Consider the following 20570-nt stretch of genomic DNA (forward strand, 5'->3'; position numbering starts at 1 on the left):
GTCTCACATATTCGGATAGTTCGGCCCGCCGCCGCCTTCCGGCGTCACCCAGTTGATGTTCTGGTTGGGGTCCTTGATGTCACAGGTCTTGCAGTGGACGCAGTTCTGGCTGTTGATCTGGAACTTCCGCGCGCCGGTCGCTTCGTCCACCAACCACTCGTACACACCTGCCGGGCAGTAGCGGGCCGAGGGTCCGGCAAACACGCCCAGCTCGCTCACCTTCTGCAGCTCCAGGTCCTTGACCTGCAAGTGCACCGGCTGGTCCTCCGCATGGTTGGTGTAGCTGAACGCGACCGAGGTGAGCCGGTCGAAGCTGATCACCCCGTCAGGCTTGGGATAGGCGATCGGGCGGAACAGGTCGGCGCGGCCGGTGTAGCTGTAGTCCGGATGGTGCTTCATCGTGATCGGCAGGCCGATCTTGAGCGTGCGCATCCACATATCGATCCCGGCAATCACCGTGCCGAGATCGCCGCCGAACTTGGCGACGGCGGGCTGGGCGTTCTGGACCAGCTTCAGCTCCTTGGCGATCCAGCTCTCGCGCACGGCGGCGTCGTAATCCGCCAGCTCGGTCTTTTCCTGGCCTGCTCCGATGGCCGCCGCAATGCTATCCGCCGCCAGCATCCCGCTCTTCATCGCGGTGTGGCTGCCCTTGATCCGGGGCACGTTCACGAACCCGGCCGAGCACCCGATCAGCGCCCCGCCCGGGAACGCCAGCTTCGGCACGCTCTGCCAGCCGCCTTCGTTGATCGCCCGCGCGCCGTAGGCCACCCGCTTGCCCCCTTCGAGGTACTCGCGGATCGCCGGGTGCTGCTTCCAGCGCTGGAATTCCTGGAACGGCGAGACGTAGGGGTTCTTGTAGTCGAGCGCGGTGACAAATCCGACCGCCACCTGACCGTTGGCCTGGTGATAGAGGAACCCCCCGCCCCAGCTGTCACTCTCGGTCAGCGGCCACCCCTGCGTATGGATCACGCGGCCGGGCACGTGCTTTTCGGGATCGATATCCCACAGTTCCTTGATGCCAAGGCCATAGACCTGCGGCTGGCAGTTCGCCTCCAGGTCGAACAGGGCCTTCATCCGCTTGGTCAGGTGGCCGCGCGCGCCCTCGGCAAACAGGGTGTACTTGGCGTGGATTTCCATCCCCGGCTGGTAATCGCCCTTGTGGCTGCCATCGGCGGCCACGCCCATGTCCTGCGTGATCACCCCGGCGACAGCGCCGTTCTCGTCGATCATGACCTCAGCCGCCGGGAAGCCCGGGAACACCATCACGCCCAGGCCCTCGGCCTGTTCGGCCAGCCAGCGGCACATATTGCCGAGCGAGCCGGTGTAGTTGCCATCGTTCGACATGAACGGCGGCATCATCAGGTGCGGCATGGACGTCTTGCCAGAGGCGGAAAGCACCCAGTGCCAGTTATCCGTCACCGGAACCTCTGCCATCGGGCACCCTTGCGTGCGCCATTCCGGCAGCAGTTCATCAAGCGCCTTGGGATCGACCACCGCACCCGACAGGATATGCGCGCCGATTTCGGAGCCCTTCTCCAGCACGATCACTTCGAGATCGGCGTTGATCTGCTTCAGGCGGATCGCGGCGGCGAGGCCGGCCGGGCCGCCTCCCACGATCACCACATCGCACGGCATGGATTCGCGTTCGCTCATCTCGGGGTCTTGTCCTTCGCTGGCACGGGGTAGTAATTGCCGGATTTCCTTGATTGCTGGAACGGGGCAGGTCAAGACCCGCAAACGCGATGACCGAACCTTGCCGCCTGCCCGATCGAGACGAATTCGCTGCTGCGCTGGCCTGGTGGCGCTCGGCAGGCGTCGATCACGACTTCGCCGATGACGCCACGGACTGGCTGGCAGAGCCGGACCAGCCCGCCGCAGCAGCCACCGCGAGTGTGGGCGGCAGCGGGCCGGCCAGTGCAGCCCGCCCCCCGGCGCCTCCTGTCGAAATCAGGAGCGCGCCGGTGCTCGGCGGCGAACAAGGCGGCTGGCCGGAAGACCTCGCCACCTTCCATCACTGGTGGCTCACCGAGCCTCTGCTCGAAGCAGGCGGGACGGGTCCGCGCATCGTGCCGCGCGGCGCGCAGGGTGCCGCACTGATGGTGATCGTGGCCCACCCGGAGGAGGAGGATCGCGAGGCGCTGCTGTCCGGGCCCCAGGGCCGACTGCTCACCGGGTTCCTCCGCGCAACCGGCATCGGGGCCGAACAGGCTTACCTCGCCAGTGTCGTGCCGCGTTTCACGGCCGCGCCGGACTGGGCCAGTCTTGGCGCAAGCGGGGCCGGACGACTGCTGGCCCACCACATCGGGCTGGTCCAGCCGGACCGGATCGTTTTCCTCGGGCGGAACATTCTGCCGCTTCTTGGCCACGATACAGCGCAAGAGGGTAAAACTTTACGTCGCTTTAACCACAAGGGTCGCAACTTCCCCTTTGTGGAAGGCCAGGGCCTCGCCCGGCTGCTGCGATCGGCAGCTGCGCGGCGGGATCTGTGGCAAAGCTGGCTTGACGGGACCGATGGCTGAAACGAAGAAACCCTTTATGAGACCTGTCCTCGCGGCACTGGCAGTAGCCGGGGCCACGCTGGGACTGGGGCTGGCGATGCCGGCGCAAGCCAACAGCAGCGCTGCCGACTATTTCCGCGCCCGCGCCGTCACCAGCAAAGTTCCCGATCTTCTCACCCGTCCCGATCGCGAATATTACCGCGATCTGTTCGGCGCGATTGACCGGCAGGACTGGGCCCGCGTCGATGCCATGTTCGCCGAGCGGGCCGAGGGTCCGCTCCATGCCGTGGCTCGGGCCGAATACTATCTCCACGCCAATAGCCCGCGGGTCGAGCTCCCGCAGATCCAGGCCTGGCTGGCCGAAGGCACAGTCCTGCCCCATGCCGACCGCATCGCCGCGCTGGGCAGCAAGCGCGGCCTGATGGCGGCGCCGTATCTGCCGCAGCTACAGTCGTTCGTCAGCCAGCCCTATGCCAGCAAGCGGCTGCGCCCTCGCTCGGTCGACGATGGGACGATGCCGGGCTCGGTCAGCGATGCCATTCTCGAACGGATCAAGAATGACGATCCCGATGGTGCACGGTTGCTGCTCGACGGGATCGATGCGGGCCTCAGCGCTGAGGCCCGTGCCGAGTGGCGCCAGCGCGTGGCCTGGAGCTATTACATCGAGAACAACGATCCGGCCGCTCTCGCCATCGCCATCTCGGCGCGCCAGGGCGCAGGCGCCTGGGTGGCTGAAGGCGATTGGGTCGCCGGGCTCGCCGCCTGGCGCCTGGGCGATTGCGAGACCGCCGCTGACACTTTCCAGCGCGCTGCCCGCGGCGCGCACAACGTCGAACTGGTCGCAGCCGGGCATTACTGGGCCAGCCGCGCGCTGATCCGTTGCCGCGAACCGGAAAAAGCCACCGAGGAGCTGCGCGGGGCCGCCCGGCTCGACGAGACGCTCTACGGGATGCTGGCGCGCGAACAGCTGGGGCAGCACCTGCCGCAGGATCATGCCCGGGCCGACTTCTCCCCGGCCGACTGGCAGCGCTTGCGGGACAATGCCAACATCCGCGCAGCCGTGGCACTGGCCGAAATCGGGCGTGACGAACTGGCTGACGAAGTGCTGCGCCACCAGGCGCGGATTGGCGATCCGGGCCAGTACGATTCGCTGTCGCGCCTGGCACGGGAAATGGGCCTTCCCTCCACCCAGCTGTGGATGGCGCACAACGCCCCGCGCGGCGCACAGGCCGAGCCTGCGCTGCGCTATCCCGCGCCGCGCTGGCAACCGGTCAACGGATGGAAGGTCGACCCCGCGCTGGCCTATGCCCACACCCTGCAGGAATCGGTGTTCCGCGCCAGCGCCGTCAGCCCGGCAGGGGCACGCGGATTGATGCAGATCATGCCGGCTGCGGCGAAGGATCACGCGGGCAAGCTCGGCGTGTCCGGCAATGCCAGCGAGCTCAACCGACCTGACGTCAACCTCGCCTTCGGGCAGGAGCATCTTGCCATGCTGCGAGACAGCCGCGCCACCCAGGGCCTGCTGCCGAAGATCATGGCCGCCTACAACGCCGGCCTCAGCCCGATCACCCGCTGGAACAGCGAAGTGCGCGACCAGGGCGATGCCCTGCTCTACATGGAGAGCATCCCTTATTGGGAGACACGCGGCTATGTCTCCATCGTGATGCGCAATTACTGGATGTACGAACGGCAAGCAGGCGGACGCTCTGAAAGCCGCGAGGCGCTGGCCCAGGGCCAATGGCCGACCTTCCCAGAATTGGGAGGGGGCGGCGGCGTTTACCTGACCCGCGCGGACTGATACCCACCTGCGCATGGCCATCGATCCAGAGCGCACCTTCAAGCCGATCAACATTGCGGTCCTGACCGTGTCGGACACCCGCACCCCTGCTGACGATACCTCCGGCGATATCCTCGCCGAGCGGGTCAAAGCAGCGGGCCATAAGCTCGCCGCGCGCGCCATCGTGCGCGACGATGCGTCCCTGCTGGCGGGCAAGCTCAATGACTGGATTGACGATCCCGCAATCGACGCGGTGGTTTCGACCGGCGGCACCGGGCTGACCGGGCGAGACGTGACCCCCGAAGCACTCGACCGGCTCAAGGCGGGCGGCAATGTGCGCGACATTCCGGGGTTTGGCGAACTGTTCCGCATGATCAGCTACCGCTCGATCGGCACTAGCACGGTGCAAAGCCGGGCCTGCGCAGTGGTGGCGCGGGGCACCTACATCTTCGCCCTGCCCGGCTCCAACGGCGCAGTGAAGGACGGATGGGACTGGATCCTCGCCGAACAGCTCGACAGCCGCAACCGGCCCTGCAATTTCGTGGAACTGATGCCTCGGCTGAGAGAAAAGTAGGCGGCATCTGGCGGACGACCTTTTTGTTCGCTATATGTTCCGATATGAGTAATCCCATCCACGGCCGCGGCGCGCAGTCCAGCGCGGTGACGACGCGCTTCGGCCTCGCCACTCGCGAGGCCGATGGGGATTGGCGGGATCATGTGCAGAGCCTCGATGGCCCCCCGGTCAAACTCCGCACCACAGTGACCCAGGAACGCCCGAAGTCGATCCTTACCTTCAACCAGTCACCCGATGTGCCGTTTGACCGCTCGGTCAACGCCTATCGTGGGTGCGAGCATGGCTGCGTTTATTGCTATGCCCGCCCGACCCATGCCTACCATGACCTCTCCCCCGGCCTCGATTTCGAGACGCGGCTCTTCGCCAAGCCCGATGCGGCGCGGCTGCTGCGGGCGACGCTGGCGAAAAAAGGCTATGTACCGCAGCCGATTGCGATGGGGACCAACACCGACCCCTACCAGCCGATCGAGCGAACCTATCGCCTGACCCGGCAGATGCTGGAGCTGTGCCTGGAGGTGCGCCATCCGGTGACGATCACCACCAAGTCCGACCGGGTGCTCGACGACCTCGACCTGCTGGTGGAGCTAGCGCGCGAGCGGCTGACGGCGGTGGCAATTTCCGTAACCAGCCTCGATCCGGTGCTGTCAGGCAAGCTCGAGCCGCGCGCAGCCTCGCCTGCCAAGCGGCTGGCGGCGCTGGAGAAGCTGGCGGCGGCGGGCGTCCCGGCGCATTGCTCGGTCAGCCCGGTGATCCCGGCGATCACCGATGAATTCATGGAAAGCATCCTCGCACGCGCAGGCGCGGCGGGCGTGCGCTCTGCCAACTGGATTCCGCTGCGCCTGCCGCATGAAGTCGCCCCGCTGTTCCGCGAATGGCTCGCCGTTCATTTCCCGGACCGGGCGGGCAAAGTGATGAGCGTGGTGCAGGATATGCGGGGCGGGCGGGACAACGACCCCCGCTTCGGCACCCGCTTCAAGGCGCAAGGCCCCTGGGCCGACCTCTTCCGCACCCGCTTCCGCCTCGCCCGCAAGCGCGCCGGAATCGGGAATGAGGCTTATGAGCTGGATTGTTCGGGGTTTGTTGCGCCGGAGGTAGGCGGGCAGATGCGGTTGTTGTGAGGTCTCTGGCCTAAAACCCTTCCCCCGAACTCCCCGGCTGGAACCGAATCAGCCGGCTGTCCACCAGCGCAGCGGTGCGGTTGACTACGGCGAGCTGATAGTCCGGGTCCTTGATCATTTCGAAGAAGGCGGCACTGCTCGGATACTGCGCCACGAACCCGTCGTGCCACGCGCGCTCTTCCGGCCCTGTCACCATCGTCTGGAACGCGCCGCGCCACACGATGCTGCCGCCCACCCGGCGGAAGATCGGGCCGCTGGTCTTGCCATATTCCTCGTAGGCGCGTCGCCCGCTCCAGCCCTTGGCGTGGTGCTCGTGCCCCTCGGGATACTCGGCCAGATCGCGGTAGAGCAGCAGGTTGAGCATGTGCATCGGCTCGTCGCGCGGCAGGGCCTTGAAGGCGGCGAAGTTGGCGGGGCTGGGATCGATAAAGACATCGCTCATGCAGATGGGTCCTCTCCGGTCAGGTCGCGCTGCATGTAGACCGTATCGAGTTTGCGGCCGAACTTGAAGCCGACATTGCGCAGGCGCCCGGCATGGAAAAATTCGCATTTGGCGTGAAGCGCGACCGAGGCCGGCTCGCCGCCGCCGATCACCGCGATCATCTGCTCGAACCCGCTGGCCCGCGCGGCGTCGATCAGGCTGCCGAGCAGCGCCGAGCCGACACCCATGCCCCGCGCCGCATCGGCGACGTAGATGCTGTTCTCGCAGGTGCGCGCATAGGCCGCACGCGGTCGGAACACAATGGCGTAGGCATAGGCCAGCATTTCGCTGTCCTTCTCGGCGACAAGGAAAGGCCAGCCGCTCGACCGGATTGCGGCCATTTTCTCAAGCCATTCGGCTGCGCTCGGCCCCGTGCTGTCGAACGAGGCCGTGCCGTGGGCCACGTGGTAATCGTAGATCGCCTGGATGGCCCGCGCATCGCTGTCACGCGCGGGCCTGATCCGCAGGTCAGGCAAGCCTATAGTCCTTGAACCGCTCGCGCAGGTCCTTCTTGCTGATCTTGCCGGTCGCGGTGTGGGGGATGTCGTCGACGAACTCGATCGCATCGGGCAGCCACCACTTGGCCACCAGCGGCTTGAGATGCTCCAGCACCTCGTCCGCCGTCACCTCCGCCCCGGCCTTCTTCACGCAGAAGAGCACCGGGCGTTCGTCCCACTTGGGGTGAGCAATGCCGACTGCCGCCGCTTCGGCCAGGGCCGGGTGCCCGACTGCGGCATTTTCCAGCTCGACCGAGCTGATCCATTCGCCGCCGGACTTGATCACGTCCTTGGTACGGTCGGTCAGCTGCAATGTGCCATCGGGATGGAGGATGCCGACATCGCCGGTATCGAACCAACCTTCGTTGCTGGCGGCATCCTGTTCCGCCTTGAAGTAGCGGCGGATGATCCAGGGGCCGCGGATCTGCAGCGCCCCGCTGGTCTTGCCGTCACGCGGCAGCTCGGTGGCCATGTCATCGAGGTCGACCGTGCGCAGCTGCACCCCGAAGATCGGGCGGCCCTGCATCGCAGTGCGCTCCACCTTTTCCTCGAAGCTGAGCTGGTCCCAGTCCCAGGTCGGCGCGCCGACCGTGCCGATGGGCGAAGTCTCGGTCATGCCCCAGGCGTGCTGTACCCGGGTACCGTTCTTCATCAGCCGCTCGATCATGAACTTGGGGGCCGCCGAACCGCCGATCGTGGCCGCCTTGAGCGGCGGCAAGTCGAACCCGTTGGCGTCGCAATACTGGAAGTGCGCCAGCCATACGGTCGGCACTCCGGCGCTGTCGGTCACCCCTTCGCGCAGCATCAGTTCGTGCAGCACCGCCGGATCGTTGACCGCGCTGAGCACGAACTTGATCCCCGCCATCGCCCCGGCATAGGGCAGACCCCAGCTTGCGGCATGGAACATCGGCACGACCGGCAGCATGACCGAGGAGGGGCTGAAATTGAACGCGCTTGGCTGGAGCCCGGCCAGCGCATGCATCATGGTAGAGCGGTGCTCGTACTGCACGCCCTTGGGATTGCCGATGGTGCCGCTGGTATAACACAGCATGCAGGGGTCACGCTCGCTGCCCTCGACCCATTCGAAATCGCCGTCCTGCTCGGCGATCCAGTCCTCGAACGCACGCGAATGGGCGCCGGAATCGTAGCAGACGTAATGCTCCACCGTGGGCCAGCGGCTCTTCATCCGGTCGACGATCGGCTGGAACGCCGCGTCATAGCAGAGCACGCGGTCTTCGGCGTGATTGACAATATATTCGAGCTGGTCGTCGAACAGGCGCGGGTTCACGGTGTGGAGTACGCCGCCCATGCCCGCGACTCCATACCAGCTGACCAAGTGGCGCGAGTGGTTCATGGCGAGGCTGGCGACCCGCTCGCCCTTCTTCAGCCCCAGCGCCTGCAGCGCCTGCGCCATCTTCAGCGCGTCGCGGCGGATCCCGGCCCAGTCGGTCCGCGTTTCGCTGCCATCCGCCCAGCGGGTGACAATCTCGCGCGCGCCGGCCTCGCGCGCCGCGTGATCGATCACCGCGGTAATGCGCATGGTCCAGTCCTGCATCGCTCCAAGCATTATTGTGTCCTCTCCAGTCGAATCCTCGTGCCGGTTCATGCCCATGCTTGCGCCTGTTGGCAATCGCCGCCACAGGCAGCGCGATGAGCTCCTTCCAGTCCGCCAAGTCGTTTCTTGTCGACCATACGCACCTCGCCCACGATGCCCTGCACGTCTATGTCGGGCTTGGCGTATTCCTGGGAAGCTGCCTGCTGTTCCGGTGGAAGGTGGTGGATTGGAAGCCGTGGCTTGTGGTGCTGCTGGCAGCCCTCGCCGGCGAGGGCTGGGACTATCGGGACAGTGTCCTGCAAAACAACCCGCATGACCGGGCCGAAGCGATCAAGGACCTTGTGAACACGGTTCTGGTGCCCAGCGCCTTGCTGGTGCTCGCCCGGTTCACGACCGTGTTCGAACGCCGGAGCCGCTCAGGCAACAAGGCGCAGGTTGCCAACCCCGCGGCGGGTGCCCAGGGCAACGTTGCTGAGCCCAGGGACTGAGGCGAGCAGTTCGGCCAGATCGCCATCGAGCGCATAGTCGCGGCCCAGCCTCAGCAGTGGCTCGTGCTCGGCGCCGGTCCGCAGACGCACCAGCACTTCGCCATGCCCCGGCGTGCCGGGCGCGAGCGCCATCCGCAGCTCCTGCAAGGCCCCGGCGTCGTGCGCGTCAAGCGTCAGGAGCATCCGCGCAGAGCCGCGCACATCGTCGAGCGGGCGCGCGCCGCGCACCGTGATGCGCGGGGGCTCGTCAGGGCTCGGAGCGTCGAGCTCCACCGTAAGCAGGACGCAGGTGGCATCTGCCGCCCAGCGGGTGAAATTCTCCACCATGCTTTCCTCGAAGCAGGCGGCGCTGAACTGGCCTGTGTGGTCCGAAAAATCGGCGCGGATAAAATCCTTGCCCTTGCGCGTCTGCCCCTTGCGCGCACTCTCGATCATCGCCGCCATCACGGCTTGCGTGCGGCCACCGGCTGCACCAGCGCCGCCGCCCTGCATCAGGCTCTGATACGTCCGCGCGCCGTTGGCGGAGGCGACCTGCCAGTGCTGCTGGACCGGGTGTGCGGAGAAGTAGAAGCCGAAGTTCTCTCGCTCCTGCGCCATCCGCTCGGGCCGGGTCCAGGGCTTCGCGTCCCGCAGGCGCAGGTCTTCATTGGCGGCATCCTCGCCGCCGAACAGGCCTGCCTGTCCGCTTTCCCGTTCGCGGCTTGCAGCGTCAGCCACGGCCAGCAGCAGGTCCACATTGCCATGGAGCCGCGCCCGGTCCGGATCGAGCGCATCAAGCGCACCGGCGCAGACCAGCCCTTCCAGCTGGCGGCTGTTCATCGACCCCTTGGGGACGCGTTCGAACAGGTCTTTCAGGCTGGCAAAGGCCCCGCGCGCCTGCCGTTCTTCCACCAGCGCTTCCATCGCCTTTTCGCCGACGTTGCGGATGCCGGCCAGCGCATAGCGGACAGCATAGCCTTCATCGGTCTGCTCGACCGTGAACTCCGCCTCGGACGCATTGACACAGGGCGGCAGCACCGCAATCCCGTTGCGCCGCGCATCGTCCACGAACAGCGCCAGCTTTTCCGACTGGTGCATGTCGAAACACATCGATGCGGCGTAAAACTCCTCCGGGTAGTGCGCCTTGAGCCAGCCGGTCTGGTAAGCGAGCAAGGCATAGGCTGCCGCGTGCGACTTGTTGAAGCCATAGCCGGCAAACTTGTCGATCAAGTCGAACAGCTCGGACGCTTTCCTTGCCTCGATGCCGGAAACCTCGGCGCTGCCAGCGATGAAGCGGGCGCGCTGCTGGTCCATTTCAGCCTGATTCTTCTTGCCCATCGCGCGCCGCAGCAAGTCCGCTTCGCCAAGCGAATAACCGGCCAGGATCTGCGCCGCCTGCATTACCTGTTCCTGGTAGACGAAAATGCCATATGTCTCGGCCAGGATGGTTTCGAGCTTGGGGTGCGGGTACTCGATCGGCACCTCGCCCGCCTTGCGCTTGCCGAACAGCGGGATGTTGTCCATCGGGCCGGGTCGGTAGAGCGAAACGAGTGCGATGATATCTTCGAACTTGGTTGGCTTCACAGCAGTGAGGGTGCGCCGCATTCCTTCGGATTCCAGCTGGAACACCCCCACCGTGTCGCCTCGCTTGAGCAGGTCGTACACAGCCGGATCGTCCCATTCGAGCGCGCCCAGGTCGACCTCGATACCCCGCAGCGCGAGCAGGTCCACCGCCTTGCGCAGCACCGACAGGGTCTTGAGACCGAGGAAGTCGAACTTGACCAGCCCGCTGCTCTCGACATTCTTCATGTCGTACTGGGTCACCGGCATGTCCGAACGCGGGTCGCGGTAGAGCGGCAGCAGTTGCGCCAGCGGCCTGTCACCGATCACCACGCCCGCCGCATGGGTGGAGCTGTTGCGGGGAAAACCTTCGAGCTGCATCGCCAGGTCGACCAGCCGTTTGACCTCGTTGTCGTTCTGGTACTCTCGGCGGAAATCGGCGGCGCCGTTGAGGGTGCGGGGCAAGGTCCACGGGTCGGTCGGGTGGTTGGGCACCATCTTGCAGAGGCGATCGACCTGGCCATAGCTCATCTGCAGGATACGGCCGGTATCGCGCAGCACCGCGCGGGCCTTCAGCTTGCCGAAGGTGATGATCTGGGCGACGTGGTCGTGCCCGTATTTCTGCTGCACATAGCGGATCACCTCGCCCCGCCGCGTTTCGCAGAAGTCGATATCGAAGTCCGGCATCGAAACGCGTTCGGGGTTAAGGAAGCGCTCGAACAGCAGGCCCAGGCGGATCGGATCGAGATCGGTGATGGTCAGCGCCCAGGCGACCAGCGAGCCCGCGCCCGAACCGCGCCCCGGCCCCACTGGAATGCCCTGCTCCTTGGCCCACTTGATGAAGTCGGCCACGATCAGAAAGTAGCCGGGAAAGCCCATGCCGACGATGACTTCGACTTCGAAGTCGAGCCGGTCAAAGTAGGTCTTGCGCTCCTCCTCAGGCAGGTCGCCATAAGGTGCCAGCCGTGCTTCCAGCCCGCGACGTGCGTCGTCCGCCAGCATCCGCGCCTCGCCCGAGAGATCGCCGGCAAGGCTTGGCAAAATCGGCTTGCGGTCAGGCGGAGCAACAGCGCAGCGCTGCGCGATCACCAGCGTGTTGGCAGTGGCTTCAGGCAGGTCGGCAAACAGCTCCTCCATCATCGGAGCGGACTTGACGAAGGCCTGCCGGTTGGAGCGGCGGCGTTCTTCCGCCTCGATGTGGGTCGAGCCGGCAATGCAGAGCATGGCATCGTGTGCGGCATGCATGTGCGGCTCGGCGAAACAGGCCGGGTTCGTGGCGACCAGCGGCAGGTCACGCTCGTAGGCCAGATCGACAAGCGCCGCTTCTGCCGCTTCTTCGACCGGGTTGCCCTGGCGGGAAAGCTCGACATAGAGGCGGCCGGAAAACAGTGCCTCCAGCCTGCCCAGCAAGTCCAGCGCATGATCCCGCTGGCCTTCGGCCAGCAGCCGCGCCAGTGCACCCTCGCCCGATCCGGTCAGCGCCAGCAGGCCATCGGCATGGCCAGCGAGATCGCCCAGCGTGACGTGCGGCGCCAGTTCCAGCGGGCGGTCAAGATGCGCCCGGCTGGTCAGGTAGCAGAGGTTGTCATAGCCCGCTTCATCCTGGGCATAGAGCGGAATGTAGTCGATCGCCGCCTCGGGCCCTTCGCGGGCCACGCCAAGCAGTGCGCCGATGATCGGCTGGACACCTTCGGCCAGGCACGCCTGCGCGAACATGACCGCCCCGTAGAGCCCGTTCCGGTCACAGATCGCGATGGCCGGAAAGCCGCGTTCTTTGGCCAGTTTGGCCATGGCCTTGGGCTCCACCGCGCCTTCAAGCAGCGAGTAGGAGGACAGGACACGGAGGGGGACGAAGGGGGCGAATGCCATGCCCACGTTATGCGGCGGAGGAAGGGATTCGCCAAGGCCGGACAGCCAGCTTTGCCCGGCCAGCTTTACTCATCCGCGTGATCAGGGTTCAATCAGCCTGACGGGCAGCGGCAATCTTGCGGCGTGTGTCGCGCACGGTCGAAACGGCCCCGTAGATCACCAGTGCCGCGAGGAATATCCAGACCCACAGGGGAATGTTCTCTCCCACAACGGCCAGGTAGAGATAGGCGGAAACAAAGCAGAACCCCGCGCACAGGGTTGGCACCACGGTAGAACGATGGGCCCGCGCCCGCTTTACCAGCCAGCCGATCGAAAGCAGGAAAAACGGGATTGCACCCACGTAAATGGCACCGAACACATAAGGGTTGACCCCGTATTCCGCGCCAAGCGCGAGAAACCACTGGTTGAAGGATTCGATCATCATGCTCGTCCGTTTCGCCTGGTTAGGCGGGGAAGTTACAGCAGGGCTTCGACATCCTTGGCGATCCGCTCGGGCGTATCCTGCGGCGCATAGCGTTTCACCACATTGCCCTGACGGTCGATCAGGAACTTGGTGAAGTTCCATTTGATCCCCTTGGAGCCCATCAGACCGGGTGCCTCGGCCTTCATCCAGTCAAACAGCGGGCTGGCGTTCGCGCCGTTGACATCCACTTTGGCCATCAGCGGAAATGTGACCCCGAAGTTGAGCTTGCAGAATTCGGCGATTTCATCCGCGTCGCCCGGTTCCTGGCCGCCGAACTGGTTGCAGGGGAATCCCAGCACCTCGAACCCGCGATCCTTGTAGCCTTCGAACAGCTTTTCCAGGCCATCATACTGCGGGGTGAAACCGCATTTGCTGGCGGTGTTGACCACCAGCAGCACCTTGCCGAGCTTTTCCGAAAGGTCGAGCGGCTCGCCTCGGTTGGTGGTGACGGTGAAATCGGCAATGGTCGTCATCGTTACAATCCCTGTTCCAGCAGGCCGTCATGCAGCCGCACTACCCGGTCCATCCGCGCTGCGAGCCGTTCGTTGTGCGTGGCGACGAGGGCTGCGCTGCCTTCCTCACGAACGAGTTCGAGAAACTGGGCCAGAACCTTGTCGGCGGTGTGTTCATCAAGGTTGCCGGTCGGTTCATCCGCCAGCACCAGGGTGGGCTTGTTGGCAAGCGCACGCGCCACCGCAACCCGTTGCTGCTCCCCGCCAGAAAGCTGGCTGGGCCGGTGAGTCAGCCGGTGTTCCAGCCCCAGCGCCGCCAAAAGTTCACGCGCCCGCGCGTCGCATTCCGCACGGGGGCGCCCGGCCACCAACTGCGGCAGGACGACATTCTCCTGCGCGGTGAAATCGGGCAGCAGGTGATGGAACTGGTAGACGAAACCCAGATGATCGCGGCGCAGGGTGGTCCGCGCGTCGCTGGCCACTTCGTGTGCGGGCGTACCGGCGATCTCGATCTGGCCGCCGAAGCCGCCTTCCAGCAAGCCGACCGCCTGCAGCATGGTCGACTTGCCTGAACCCGACGGCCCAAGCAGTGCGACAATCTCGCCCGGCTGGATGTCGAGATCGACACCGCGCAGCACGTCGATCCGTTCGCCACCCTGCTCGAAGCTGCGGGTCAGGCCGCGCAGGCGCACAATTGGCGCGGCACCAGTTCTATTCATAGCGCAGCACCTGTACCGGATCGGTGTTCGCCGCCTTGTAGGCGGGGTAAAGCGTGGCAAGGAAACTGAGGCCGAGCGCGAGCGCGGCGATGCCGAGGATCTCCATCGGATCAACCCGCGCCGGCAGTTCGGTCAGGAACCGGACCTGCGGATCCCAGATGTTTCCGCCGGTCACGAATTCGATCGCAGTCACGATCGGCTGGCGGAAGGCCAGCACCAGGAACCCCAGCGCCAGCCCTGCCATGGTGCCGATCATCCCCACGGTGAAACCGGTCGTGACGAATATCTTGACCAGGTTGCGCCGCGTCGCCCCCATTGTTCGCAGGATGGCAATGTCCCGCGTCTTGGAGCGGACCAGCATGACCAGCGAGGACAGGATGTTGAACGCGGCCACCACCACGATGATGGAGAGCGCAAAGAACATGGCCACCCGCTCCACCTCCAGCGCTTCAAAGATGGATGCGTTGATGCGCTTCCAGCTGTTGACCTCTGCCCGCCCGGCAAGGCTCTGCGAAACCGGCGCGAGGATTTCGTCGACCCGGTCTGCATCCACTGTGACGACCTCGATCATGCCGATGGTGTCGCCCGTCAGCAGCAGGGTCTGCGCGTCAGGGATCGGCATGATGACAAAGGCTTTGTCGAAATCGTAGACGCCGGTTTCGAACACGGCGGCCACGCGATAGCCGATCTGGCGCGGCACAGTGCCGAACGGGGTCGATCGTCCGGCCGGATTGATGATCGTGATCGTATCGCCCACGCTGGCGCCGATGTTCATCGCCAGCCGCGCCCCGATCGCCACGTTCCCGTCGTTGGCGCGCACTTCGGCAAGGTTGCCCATCACCAGCTTGTCTGCCAGCCCGGCGATATCCTCGGCGGTGTTGCCGCGCACCACGACGCCCTCGACCCGCCCATTGGCCGTGCCGAGAAGCGGCTGTTCGATCAGGGGCGAGGCACTGACCACGCCTTCGGTTGCCTGGGTCCGCTCCAGCACGTCCTGCCAGTCATCCAGCCGGCCACCATAAGCCTGGATGATCGCGTGGCCATTCAGCCCGACAATCCGGTCAAGCAGTTCACCGCGAAAGCCGTTCATCACGCTCATCACGATCACCAGCATCGCGACCGAGAGCATGACCACCACCACGCTGATACCGGCGACGAGCGCAATAAATGCCTCGCTGCGGCCGGGCAGCAGGTAACGCCGGGCGATAGTCCATTCAAAAGGGTTGAGGATCAAGGGAGCGCCGCTTCCGCTGGTTATGGTTTACGCCTGCGCCGCATGTAAGCAGGCTTGCCCCACCGCGCAACGAATTCCCTCGAACCGCGCACAACCTGCCCCAGCCCGTGCTTGTAATTGACCCGTAACATCGCCAAAGAGCCCGCGAGACGCGCCACGCCCAGCCCGGAAACCGTCATGAACCTCACCCACCCTTTTCTGGACCTCGACGGCGACAAGCTGCGCGAGGAATGCGGCGTATTCGGCGTCATCGGCAATCCCGAGGCCGCCGCCGTTACCGCGCTTGGTCTCCACGCCCTGCAACATCGCGGACAGGAAGCCTGCGGCATCGTCAGCTGGGACGGGCACGAGTTCTTTGCGCGGCGCGGGCTGGGGCATGTGGCGCAGGTCTTTTCGGACCAGGTCATGCTATCGGAGTTGCCGGGCCACATGGCTTCAGGCCACGTGCGCTATTCGACCACCGGCGGACAGGGCCTGCGCAACGTCCAGCCGCTCCACGCCGACTTGGCGCGCGGCGGGTTCTCGATTGCCCACAACGGCAACATTTCCAACGCCATGCACCTGCGGCAGGAACTGGTGGAAAAGGGCGCGATCTTCCAGTCGTCCTCGGATACCGAGGTGATCATCCACCTGGTCGCGACCAGCCGTTATCCCACGTTGCTGGACCGGTTCGTCGATGCCCTGCGCATGGTCGAAGGCGCCTATTCGCTGATCTGCATGACGCCCAAGCGGATGATCGCCTGCCGCGATCCGCTCGGCATCCGCCCGCTGGTGATGGGCCGGATCGGCGATGCAGTGGTCTTTGCGAGCGAAACAGTGGCGCTCGACGTGGTCGGCGCAACCTTCGAACGCGAGATCGAACCGGGCGAGATCGTCGAAGTGCGGCAGGACGGGCGCGTCACCAGCCACCGGCCCTTTACCCCGCAAGGGGCCCGGCCCTGCATTTTCGAACACGTCTATTTCAGCCGCCCGGATTCGCTGTTCGCGGGCCGCAGCGTCTATGAAGCCCGCAAGGCGATCGGCGCGCAACTTGCCATCGAAAGCCCGGTCGAGGCCGATCTGGTGGTGCCGGTGCCGGACAGCGGCGTGCCCGCGGCCATCGGTTATTCCCAGCAGTCCGGCGTGCCGTTCGAGCTGGGAATCATCCGCAGCCACTATGTCGGCCGGACCTTTATCCAGCCATCGGACGGTGCCCGCCATTCCGGGGTCAAACGCAAACACAACGCCAACCGTGCACTGGTGGAAGGCAAGCGGATCGTGCTGATCGACGATTCGATCGTGCGCGGCACCACCAGCATGAAGATCGTCGAGATGATGCGCGATGCCGGTGCCAGCGAGGTCCATTTCCGCGTCGCCAGCCCGCCCACGGCGCACAGCTGTTTCTACGGCGTCGATACGCCGGAGCGGTCCAAGCTGCTCGCCGCGCGAATGGAGCTGGAACCGATGCGCGAGTTCATCAAGGCAGACAGCCTCGCCTTCGTCTCGATCGAAGGCCTCTATCGCGCAGTTGGCGGCATCGAACGCAGCGCAACGGCCCCGCAGTTCTGCGATGCCTGTTTCAGCGGTGATTATCCCACTTCGCTGACCGATCTTGCCCAGCGCACTCAGCGCGAATCCCAGCTTTCTTTCGACAAGGTAGCCTGATGTCCGAGAACCGACCGCTCGAAGGGCGCGTAGCGCTCGTTACCGGTGCGAGTGAGGGTATTGGAGCGGCGACCGCGCTGGCACTGGCCAAGGCCGGTGCCCACGTGGTTCTGACGGCGCGGACGGTGAAAAAGCTCGAAGCGGTCGAAGATGCCATCCATGCGGTGGGCGGCACCTCCACCATTGCCCCGGTCGACCTGACCGAAAGCGAAGGCGTTTCGCGGCTCGCCAGCGCCATGGCGTCGCGCTGGGACAAGCTCGATGTCCTGGTGATTTCGGCGGCATATTTGCCGACGCTCACGCCCGTGACGCAAATTGACGCCAAGCAGTTCGGCCAGGCCGTCACCATCAACCTGCTGGCGACCCAGGCCCTGCTGGCCGCGTTCGACCCCATGCTCAAGCGCAGCGGTCAGGGCCGGGTCATCGGGCTGACCAGCTCGGTCGGCTCAAACCCGCGCCCCTTCTGGGCCGCCTATGGCGCGACCAAGGCGGCGTTCGAATCGCTGCTCGAAAGCTACGCTCAGGAAGTCGAGAAAATCGGCGGAGTGCGGGTGGCCCTGCTCGATCCCGGTGCCACGCGCACGGCGATGCGGGCCAAGGCTTATCCGGGAGAAGATCCGGCCACAGTCAAGGAACCTGCTGTGGTCGCGGACCGGATCGTGGCTCTGCTGGCCGAGGACTTCCCGACCGGCCATCGCGAGCGGGTTGGTTAAAACCCCTTAACGGTCGATCCTTACCGGCAGGTAATCAGGCTCTGTGACAGTGCTGGTCGCTCGCTCCCTTCGGGGCGGGCCAAACCAGTGCTGCAAAGGTATGCCAGTCATGATCGTGAACTCGCAAGACCGCTACGAATTCGCTGCGCAGGAAGACCGCTGCTCGCCGCGCACGCGCCTGACAATCCCCGCGCAGCTGCGCGCATCGGGCGGTCGGGCGTTCCAGACTGTGGTCCACGACCTGTCCATCTCAGGCTTCAGCGCCGCTGCGATCAGCCGGATGCACCCGGGCCAGCTGTGCTGGATCACCCTCCCCGGCCTCGAGTCCCTCCAGGCTGAGGTCGTCTGGTGGGACAACTCGATCGTGGGCTGCGCCTTCGAGCAGCTCCTCAGCCCGATCGTGCACGATAATATCCTGGCGCGATATGCGCCCAGCACGGTCTATCGCTACACCGGCTAGTCGGTCGAGGGCTGGCGCGCATCGATGGCCGCCTGCACCTGCTTGTAGAACGCCTCCCGCGCCTTGCCTTCCGGGCCCATGCTGGCGCGCGGCCAGTTGCTGTTGGACGCAATCACCAGCTTGCGGGCCGGGTCGATGAAGATGCCCTGCCCGAAGATCCCCTGGGCAGCATAAGTGCCATCATCGTAAGTCCACCACTGGTAGCCATAGGCCTTGCCCGGTGCGCCGATATCCGCCTGCCGGGTGGTTGCCTCGGCAATCCAGCCCTCCGGCAGAACTTCCTCGCCTCCGGCCACACCGCCGCCCAGCATGAACAGGCCGAAGCGGGCCATGTCGCGGGTGGCGGCCTGAACGCAGCAGCCGCTGATTTCGCGTCCCGTGGAGCCGAGCAGCCAGGTAGCGTCCTGCTCCATCCCGAAGGGTGCCCAGACCTTTTCCGAAAGGTACTGCGCCAGCGGCTTGCCAGTGGCCTCGCTCACCAGCACCCCGATGAGGTTGGTCTCGCCAGTCTTGTAGACCCACTTTTCCCCCGCCGGGGCTTCGCGCCCGAGCGTGCGCATGTAGCTGACCGTCACATCGAGCCCGTCTTCTGCCTGATGCTCGTTGAACCGGGCGACATCGGACTTCGGGTCTTCGTAGTCCTCGTTCCAGCGCACCCCGCTGGTCATGGTAAGCAGCTGGCGCACGGTCACGTTGTCGTATTCCGAGCCTTCCAGCCCCTTGATGTACTGCGAGACCTTGTCGTCGAGGCTCTTGATATGCCCGTCCTTCACCGCCGCGCCGACCATGGTCGAGGTCAGGCTCTTGGCGACGGAGAAGCTGGTCCACTTGCCTTCCGGCCCGAAATCGAGCCCGTATTCCTCCAGCACCACCTTGCCGTCATGGACGATCACCAGCGCGGCCGTGCGCTGGCTCCTCATATAGTCGGCGACATCGAGATCGAGCGGCTCGCCCTGGGGCAGCGGATAGACCGTATCCCCGGCTTCGATCACCCGCGCCTTGGCGAGAATGGGGATGGCATCAAGCGTACGGAAGGCAGCATCGCGCTGATCCTGCGACCAGAACAGCACGTTCCGGTCGGTCGGCATGTGTGCCAGCAGGTTGCGCTCGTCCTTGCTGAGCGAGAACCAGAACAGCCCGCCCCCCACCAGCGCCACCAGCAGCACCGCGATCAATGTCCGCTTGAGCATCCTCTTTCCCCCTTGAATCCTCTATCGTTTGACCAGCGTAACCTGGTGCACGTCAATCCCGCCGCCGCGAAAGCCGCCTTCGCAATACATCAGGTAGTAACGCCACAGGCGGATGAAGCGCCCGTCGAACCCGGCCGGCAGGTGGCCAGTGGAGACGGCAAGATCGAAGTTCTCCCGCCACAACCTGAGTGTCTCGGCATAGTCGAGCCCGAAATCGTCCTGATCACACCAGCGCAGGCCCCGCTCTTCGGCCAATTGCCGGAACTCGCTGGTGCGGATCAACAGTCCGCCGGGAAAGATATAGGCCTGGATGAAATCGGCGCTGGCAGCATAGGCATCGAACAGGTCGTCGCGCATGGAGATATACTGGATCGCCGCCCGCCCGCCCGGTTTGAGGTTGCGCGCGACGCAGTCCATGAAATCGGGCCAGTATTCGCGCCCGAGGGCCTCGACCATCTCGACGCTGTAGATCCCGTCGTACTGGCCGTGAACATCGCGGTAGTCCTGCTTGCGGAACTCCAGGTTGGGCAGGCCGGCGTGACGTTCGCGTGCCCAGGCCAGCTGCTCGTCCGAGATGCTGATGGCAGTCACACCAACCTCGAACTGGTAAGCGAATGCCCACGACAGGGTGCCCCAGCCGCAGCCGATTTCCAGCAGCTGCTTGCCCGGATCAGGCATGATCCGTTCCGAAATCGCGCTCATCTTGAACTGCTGGCCAGCTTCGAGATCGGGCGAGATGCGCGGCGGTTCGAGGAAGCGCGCGCTTGAATAGGTCATCGTCAGGTCGAGCCACGCAGCGTAGAAATCATTGCCGAGGTCGTAGTGCGCATGGATATTGCGCTGCGCCCCGGCCTTCGAATTGCGGTTGAGCCAATGCGCCGCCTTCGCCATCACCCGCCACGGCCCCTGTGCCCGCGCCGTGCCGCCGAGAGTTGCCGCATTGGCCATGAACAGCGCAAATAGTGAAACCGGGTCTTCGCTCGACCACTCGCCCGCTTCCCACGCCTGATACCAGCCGATCGAGCCGTTGGTGGCGAGCCGCAGCAGCGCGCGCCAGTCGTGGATCGTGACCGTGACCTCGAACCCGGGCGCGCGGCCACCCATGCGGCGGGTCGTGCCATCGGGCAGCACGCCGGTCAGCGTCCCGGTGGCGAGCCCGGCATCGATCCGGTCGAGCACTTTGTGAAAGCCGGGCGCGAAGGCCCGCGCGATCAGCCCCGGCTGGCGCTCGAACCGCGCCGCGCTGCGCAGCAGGCTACCCCCGCGAATATCCGCTCCCCTCGACATGGCCTTGCTATG

General features: G+C 65.3%; 19 protein-coding genes. 8 read left to right on the top strand and 11 right to left on the bottom strand.

Annotation, left to right across the window (positions count from 1 at the left end; translation table 11 throughout):
- Window positions 1–3: 3 nt before the first annotated feature.
- Window positions 4–1653: an electron transfer flavoprotein-ubiquinone oxidoreductase gene (locus U4960_RS10745; protein WP_324260633.1), complete on the bottom strand. Its 1650-nt coding sequence runs from the start codon at window positions 1651–1653 to the stop codon at window positions 4–6.
- An 89-nt stretch (window positions 1654–1742) separates the two neighbouring features.
- On the opposite strand from U4960_RS10745, the gene U4960_RS10750 reads away from it, so the two are divergent.
- The 4 genes from U4960_RS10750 to U4960_RS10765 are packed head-to-tail and all read left to right on the top strand — an operon-like array spanning window position 1743 to window position 5967.
- Window positions 1743–2519: a hypothetical protein gene (locus U4960_RS10750; RefSeq protein WP_324260634.1), complete on the top strand. Its 777-nt coding sequence runs from the start codon at window positions 1743–1745 to the stop codon at window positions 2517–2519.
- 16 nt (window positions 2520–2535) lie between these two features.
- Window positions 2536–4296 (top strand): lytic transglycosylase domain-containing protein, encoded by a 1761-nt coding sequence (locus U4960_RS10755; RefSeq protein WP_324260635.1) that lies wholly within the window; start codon window positions 2536–2538, stop codon window positions 4294–4296.
- A gap of 13 nt (window positions 4297–4309) precedes the next feature.
- Window positions 4310–4849 carry a molybdenum cofactor biosynthesis protein B gene (gene moaB / locus U4960_RS10760; RefSeq protein WP_324260636.1) on the top strand — a complete coding sequence of 180 codons (540 nt, stop codon included), beginning with the start codon at window positions 4310–4312 and terminating at the stop codon, window positions 4847–4849.
- A 44-nt stretch (window positions 4850–4893) separates the two neighbouring features.
- Window positions 4894–5967 carry a PA0069 family radical SAM protein gene (locus U4960_RS10765; protein ID WP_324260637.1) on the top strand — a complete coding sequence of 358 codons (1074 nt, stop codon included), beginning with the start codon at window positions 4894–4896 and terminating at the stop codon, window positions 5965–5967.
- Between the two features lie 10 nt (window positions 5968–5977).
- On the opposite strand, the gene U4960_RS10770 is transcribed toward U4960_RS10765, so the two are convergent.
- From U4960_RS10770 to U4960_RS10780, 3 genes are read right to left on the bottom strand one after another with little or no spacing between them, the layout of a single operon-like run.
- On the bottom strand, window positions 5978–6409 hold the full coding sequence (locus tag U4960_RS10770; RefSeq protein WP_324260638.1) for a DUF1330 domain-containing protein: 432 nt from the start codon (window positions 6407–6409) through the stop codon (window positions 5978–5980).
- Window positions 6406–6924 (bottom strand): GNAT family N-acetyltransferase, encoded by a 519-nt coding sequence (locus U4960_RS10775; protein ID WP_324260639.1) that lies wholly within the window; start codon window positions 6922–6924, stop codon window positions 6406–6408. The genes U4960_RS10770 and U4960_RS10775 overlap by 4 nt, the downstream gene beginning before the upstream one ends.
- Entirely contained in the window at window positions 6917–8512 is a 1596-nt protein-coding gene (locus U4960_RS10780; RefSeq protein ID WP_324260640.1) for a long-chain fatty acid--CoA ligase, read from the bottom strand. The genes U4960_RS10775 and U4960_RS10780 overlap by 8 nt, the downstream gene beginning before the upstream one ends.
- Before the next feature lie 83 nt (window positions 8513–8595).
- Between U4960_RS10780 and U4960_RS10785 the strand changes: the two genes are divergently transcribed.
- Window positions 8596–8988 (top strand): hypothetical protein, encoded by a 393-nt coding sequence (locus U4960_RS10785; protein WP_324260641.1) that lies wholly within the window; start codon window positions 8596–8598, stop codon window positions 8986–8988.
- On the opposite strand, the gene dnaE is transcribed toward U4960_RS10785, so the two are convergent.
- From dnaE to U4960_RS10810, 5 genes are all read right to left on the bottom strand, one after another.
- Window positions 8917–12396, bottom strand: a complete 3480-nt coding sequence (gene dnaE / locus U4960_RS10790) for a DNA polymerase III subunit alpha (protein WP_324260642.1) — start codon at window positions 12394–12396, stop codon at window positions 8917–8919. The genes U4960_RS10785 and dnaE overlap by 72 nt on opposite strands.
- Before the next feature lie 88 nt (window positions 12397–12484).
- Window positions 12485–12820, bottom strand: coding sequence for a hypothetical protein (locus tag U4960_RS10795; RefSeq protein WP_324260643.1), 336 nt, complete (start codon window positions 12818–12820; stop codon window positions 12485–12487).
- Window positions 12821–12852: 32 nt separating this feature from the next.
- Window positions 12853–13332, bottom strand: a complete 480-nt coding sequence (locus U4960_RS10800) for a glutathione peroxidase (RefSeq protein WP_324260644.1) — start codon at window positions 13330–13332, stop codon at window positions 12853–12855.
- A 2-nt stretch (window positions 13333–13334) separates the two neighbouring features.
- Window positions 13335–14030 carry an ABC transporter ATP-binding protein gene (locus tag U4960_RS10805; protein WP_324260645.1) on the bottom strand — a complete coding sequence of 232 codons (696 nt, stop codon included), beginning with the start codon at window positions 14028–14030 and terminating at the stop codon, window positions 13335–13337.
- Complete coding sequence (locus U4960_RS10810; protein WP_324260646.1) at window positions 14023–15264, bottom strand: lipoprotein-releasing ABC transporter permease subunit; 1242 nt, start codon at window positions 15262–15264, stop codon at window positions 14023–14025. The genes U4960_RS10805 and U4960_RS10810 overlap by 8 nt, the downstream gene beginning before the upstream one ends.
- 177 nt (window positions 15265–15441) lie before the next feature.
- Here U4960_RS10810 and purF point away from each other — a divergent pair, with 177 nt between their 5' ends.
- The 3 genes from purF to U4960_RS10825 all read left to right on the top strand — a co-directional run bounded on the left by purF (window position 15442) and on the right by U4960_RS10825 (window position 18081).
- Window positions 15442–16908 (top strand): amidophosphoribosyltransferase, encoded by a 1467-nt coding sequence (gene purF, locus U4960_RS10815; RefSeq protein WP_324260647.1) that lies wholly within the window; start codon window positions 15442–15444, stop codon window positions 16906–16908.
- Window positions 16908–17621 carry an SDR family NAD(P)-dependent oxidoreductase gene (locus U4960_RS10820; protein WP_324260648.1) on the top strand — a complete coding sequence of 238 codons (714 nt, stop codon included), beginning with the start codon at window positions 16908–16910 and terminating at the stop codon, window positions 17619–17621. Before purF ends, U4960_RS10820 begins: the two co-directional genes overlap by 1 nt.
- A gap of 109 nt (window positions 17622–17730) precedes the next feature.
- The gene (locus U4960_RS10825; protein ID WP_324260649.1) at window positions 17731–18081 is read left to right on the top strand and encodes a PilZ domain-containing protein; all 351 of its coding nucleotides are present in this window, start codon (window positions 17731–17733) and stop codon (window positions 18079–18081) included.
- Here U4960_RS10825 and U4960_RS10830 read toward each other — a convergent pair.
- Both U4960_RS10830 and U4960_RS10835 read right to left on the bottom strand, forming a co-directional pair.
- Entirely contained in the window at window positions 18078–19271 is a 1194-nt protein-coding gene (locus U4960_RS10830; protein ID WP_324260650.1) for a serine hydrolase domain-containing protein, read from the bottom strand. The two genes, U4960_RS10825 and U4960_RS10830, sit on opposite strands and share 4 nt — an antisense overlap.
- A gap of 21 nt (window positions 19272–19292) precedes the next feature.
- A complete protein-coding gene (locus tag U4960_RS10835) occupies window positions 19293–20558 on the bottom strand; it encodes a cyclopropane-fatty-acyl-phospholipid synthase family protein (protein WP_324260651.1) in 1266 nt (421 codons plus the stop codon).
- Window positions 20559–20570 lie beyond the last annotated feature (12 nt).

It is taken from the genome of Altererythrobacter sp. H2, from assembly GCF_035319885.1.
Taxonomy (GTDB): Bacteria; Pseudomonadota; Alphaproteobacteria; order Sphingomonadales; family Sphingomonadaceae; genus 34-65-8.

Coding starts and splice junctions, on each gene's coding strand:
- purF (WP_324260647.1), top strand. CDS start 15,442: ATGAACCTCACCCACCCTTTTCTGGACCTCGACGGCGACAAGCTGCGC.
- U4960_RS10780 (WP_324260640.1), bottom strand. CDS start 8,512: ATGCTTGGAGCGATGCAGGACTGGACCATGCGCATTACCGCGGTGATC.
- U4960_RS10745 (WP_324260633.1), bottom strand. CDS start 1,653: ATGAGCGAACGCGAATCCATGCCGTGCGATGTGGTGATCGTGGGAGGC.
- U4960_RS10755 (WP_324260635.1), top strand. CDS start 2,536: ATGAGACCTGTCCTCGCGGCACTGGCAGTAGCCGGGGCCACGCTGGGA.
- U4960_RS10795 (WP_324260643.1), bottom strand. CDS start 12,820: ATGATGATCGAATCCTTCAACCAGTGGTTTCTCGCGCTTGGCGCGGAA.
- U4960_RS10800 (WP_324260644.1), bottom strand. CDS start 13,332: ATGACGACCATTGCCGATTTCACCGTCACCACCAACCGAGGCGAGCCG.
- U4960_RS10750 (WP_324260634.1), top strand. CDS start 1,743: ATGACCGAACCTTGCCGCCTGCCCGATCGAGACGAATTCGCTGCTGCG.
- U4960_RS10770 (WP_324260638.1), bottom strand. CDS start 6,409: ATGAGCGATGTCTTTATCGATCCCAGCCCCGCCAACTTCGCCGCCTTC.
- U4960_RS10785 (WP_324260641.1), top strand. CDS start 8,596: ATGAGCTCCTTCCAGTCCGCCAAGTCGTTTCTTGTCGACCATACGCAC.
- dnaE (WP_324260642.1), bottom strand. CDS start 12,396: ATGGCATTCGCCCCCTTCGTCCCCCTCCGTGTCCTGTCCTCCTACTCG.
- U4960_RS10830 (WP_324260650.1), bottom strand. CDS start 19,271: ATGCTCAAGCGGACATTGATCGCGGTGCTGCTGGTGGCGCTGGTGGGG.
- U4960_RS10765 (WP_324260637.1), top strand. CDS start 4,894: ATGAGTAATCCCATCCACGGCCGCGGCGCGCAGTCCAGCGCGGTGACG.
- U4960_RS10805 (WP_324260645.1), bottom strand. CDS start 14,030: ATGAATAGAACTGGTGCCGCGCCAATTGTGCGCCTGCGCGGCCTGACC.
- U4960_RS10820 (WP_324260648.1), top strand. CDS start 16,908: ATGTCCGAGAACCGACCGCTCGAAGGGCGCGTAGCGCTCGTTACCGGT.
- moaB (WP_324260636.1), top strand. CDS start 4,310: ATGGCCATCGATCCAGAGCGCACCTTCAAGCCGATCAACATTGCGGTC.
- U4960_RS10825 (WP_324260649.1), top strand. CDS start 17,731: ATGATCGTGAACTCGCAAGACCGCTACGAATTCGCTGCGCAGGAAGAC.
- U4960_RS10835 (WP_324260651.1), bottom strand. CDS start 20,558: ATGTCGAGGGGAGCGGATATTCGCGGGGGTAGCCTGCTGCGCAGCGCG.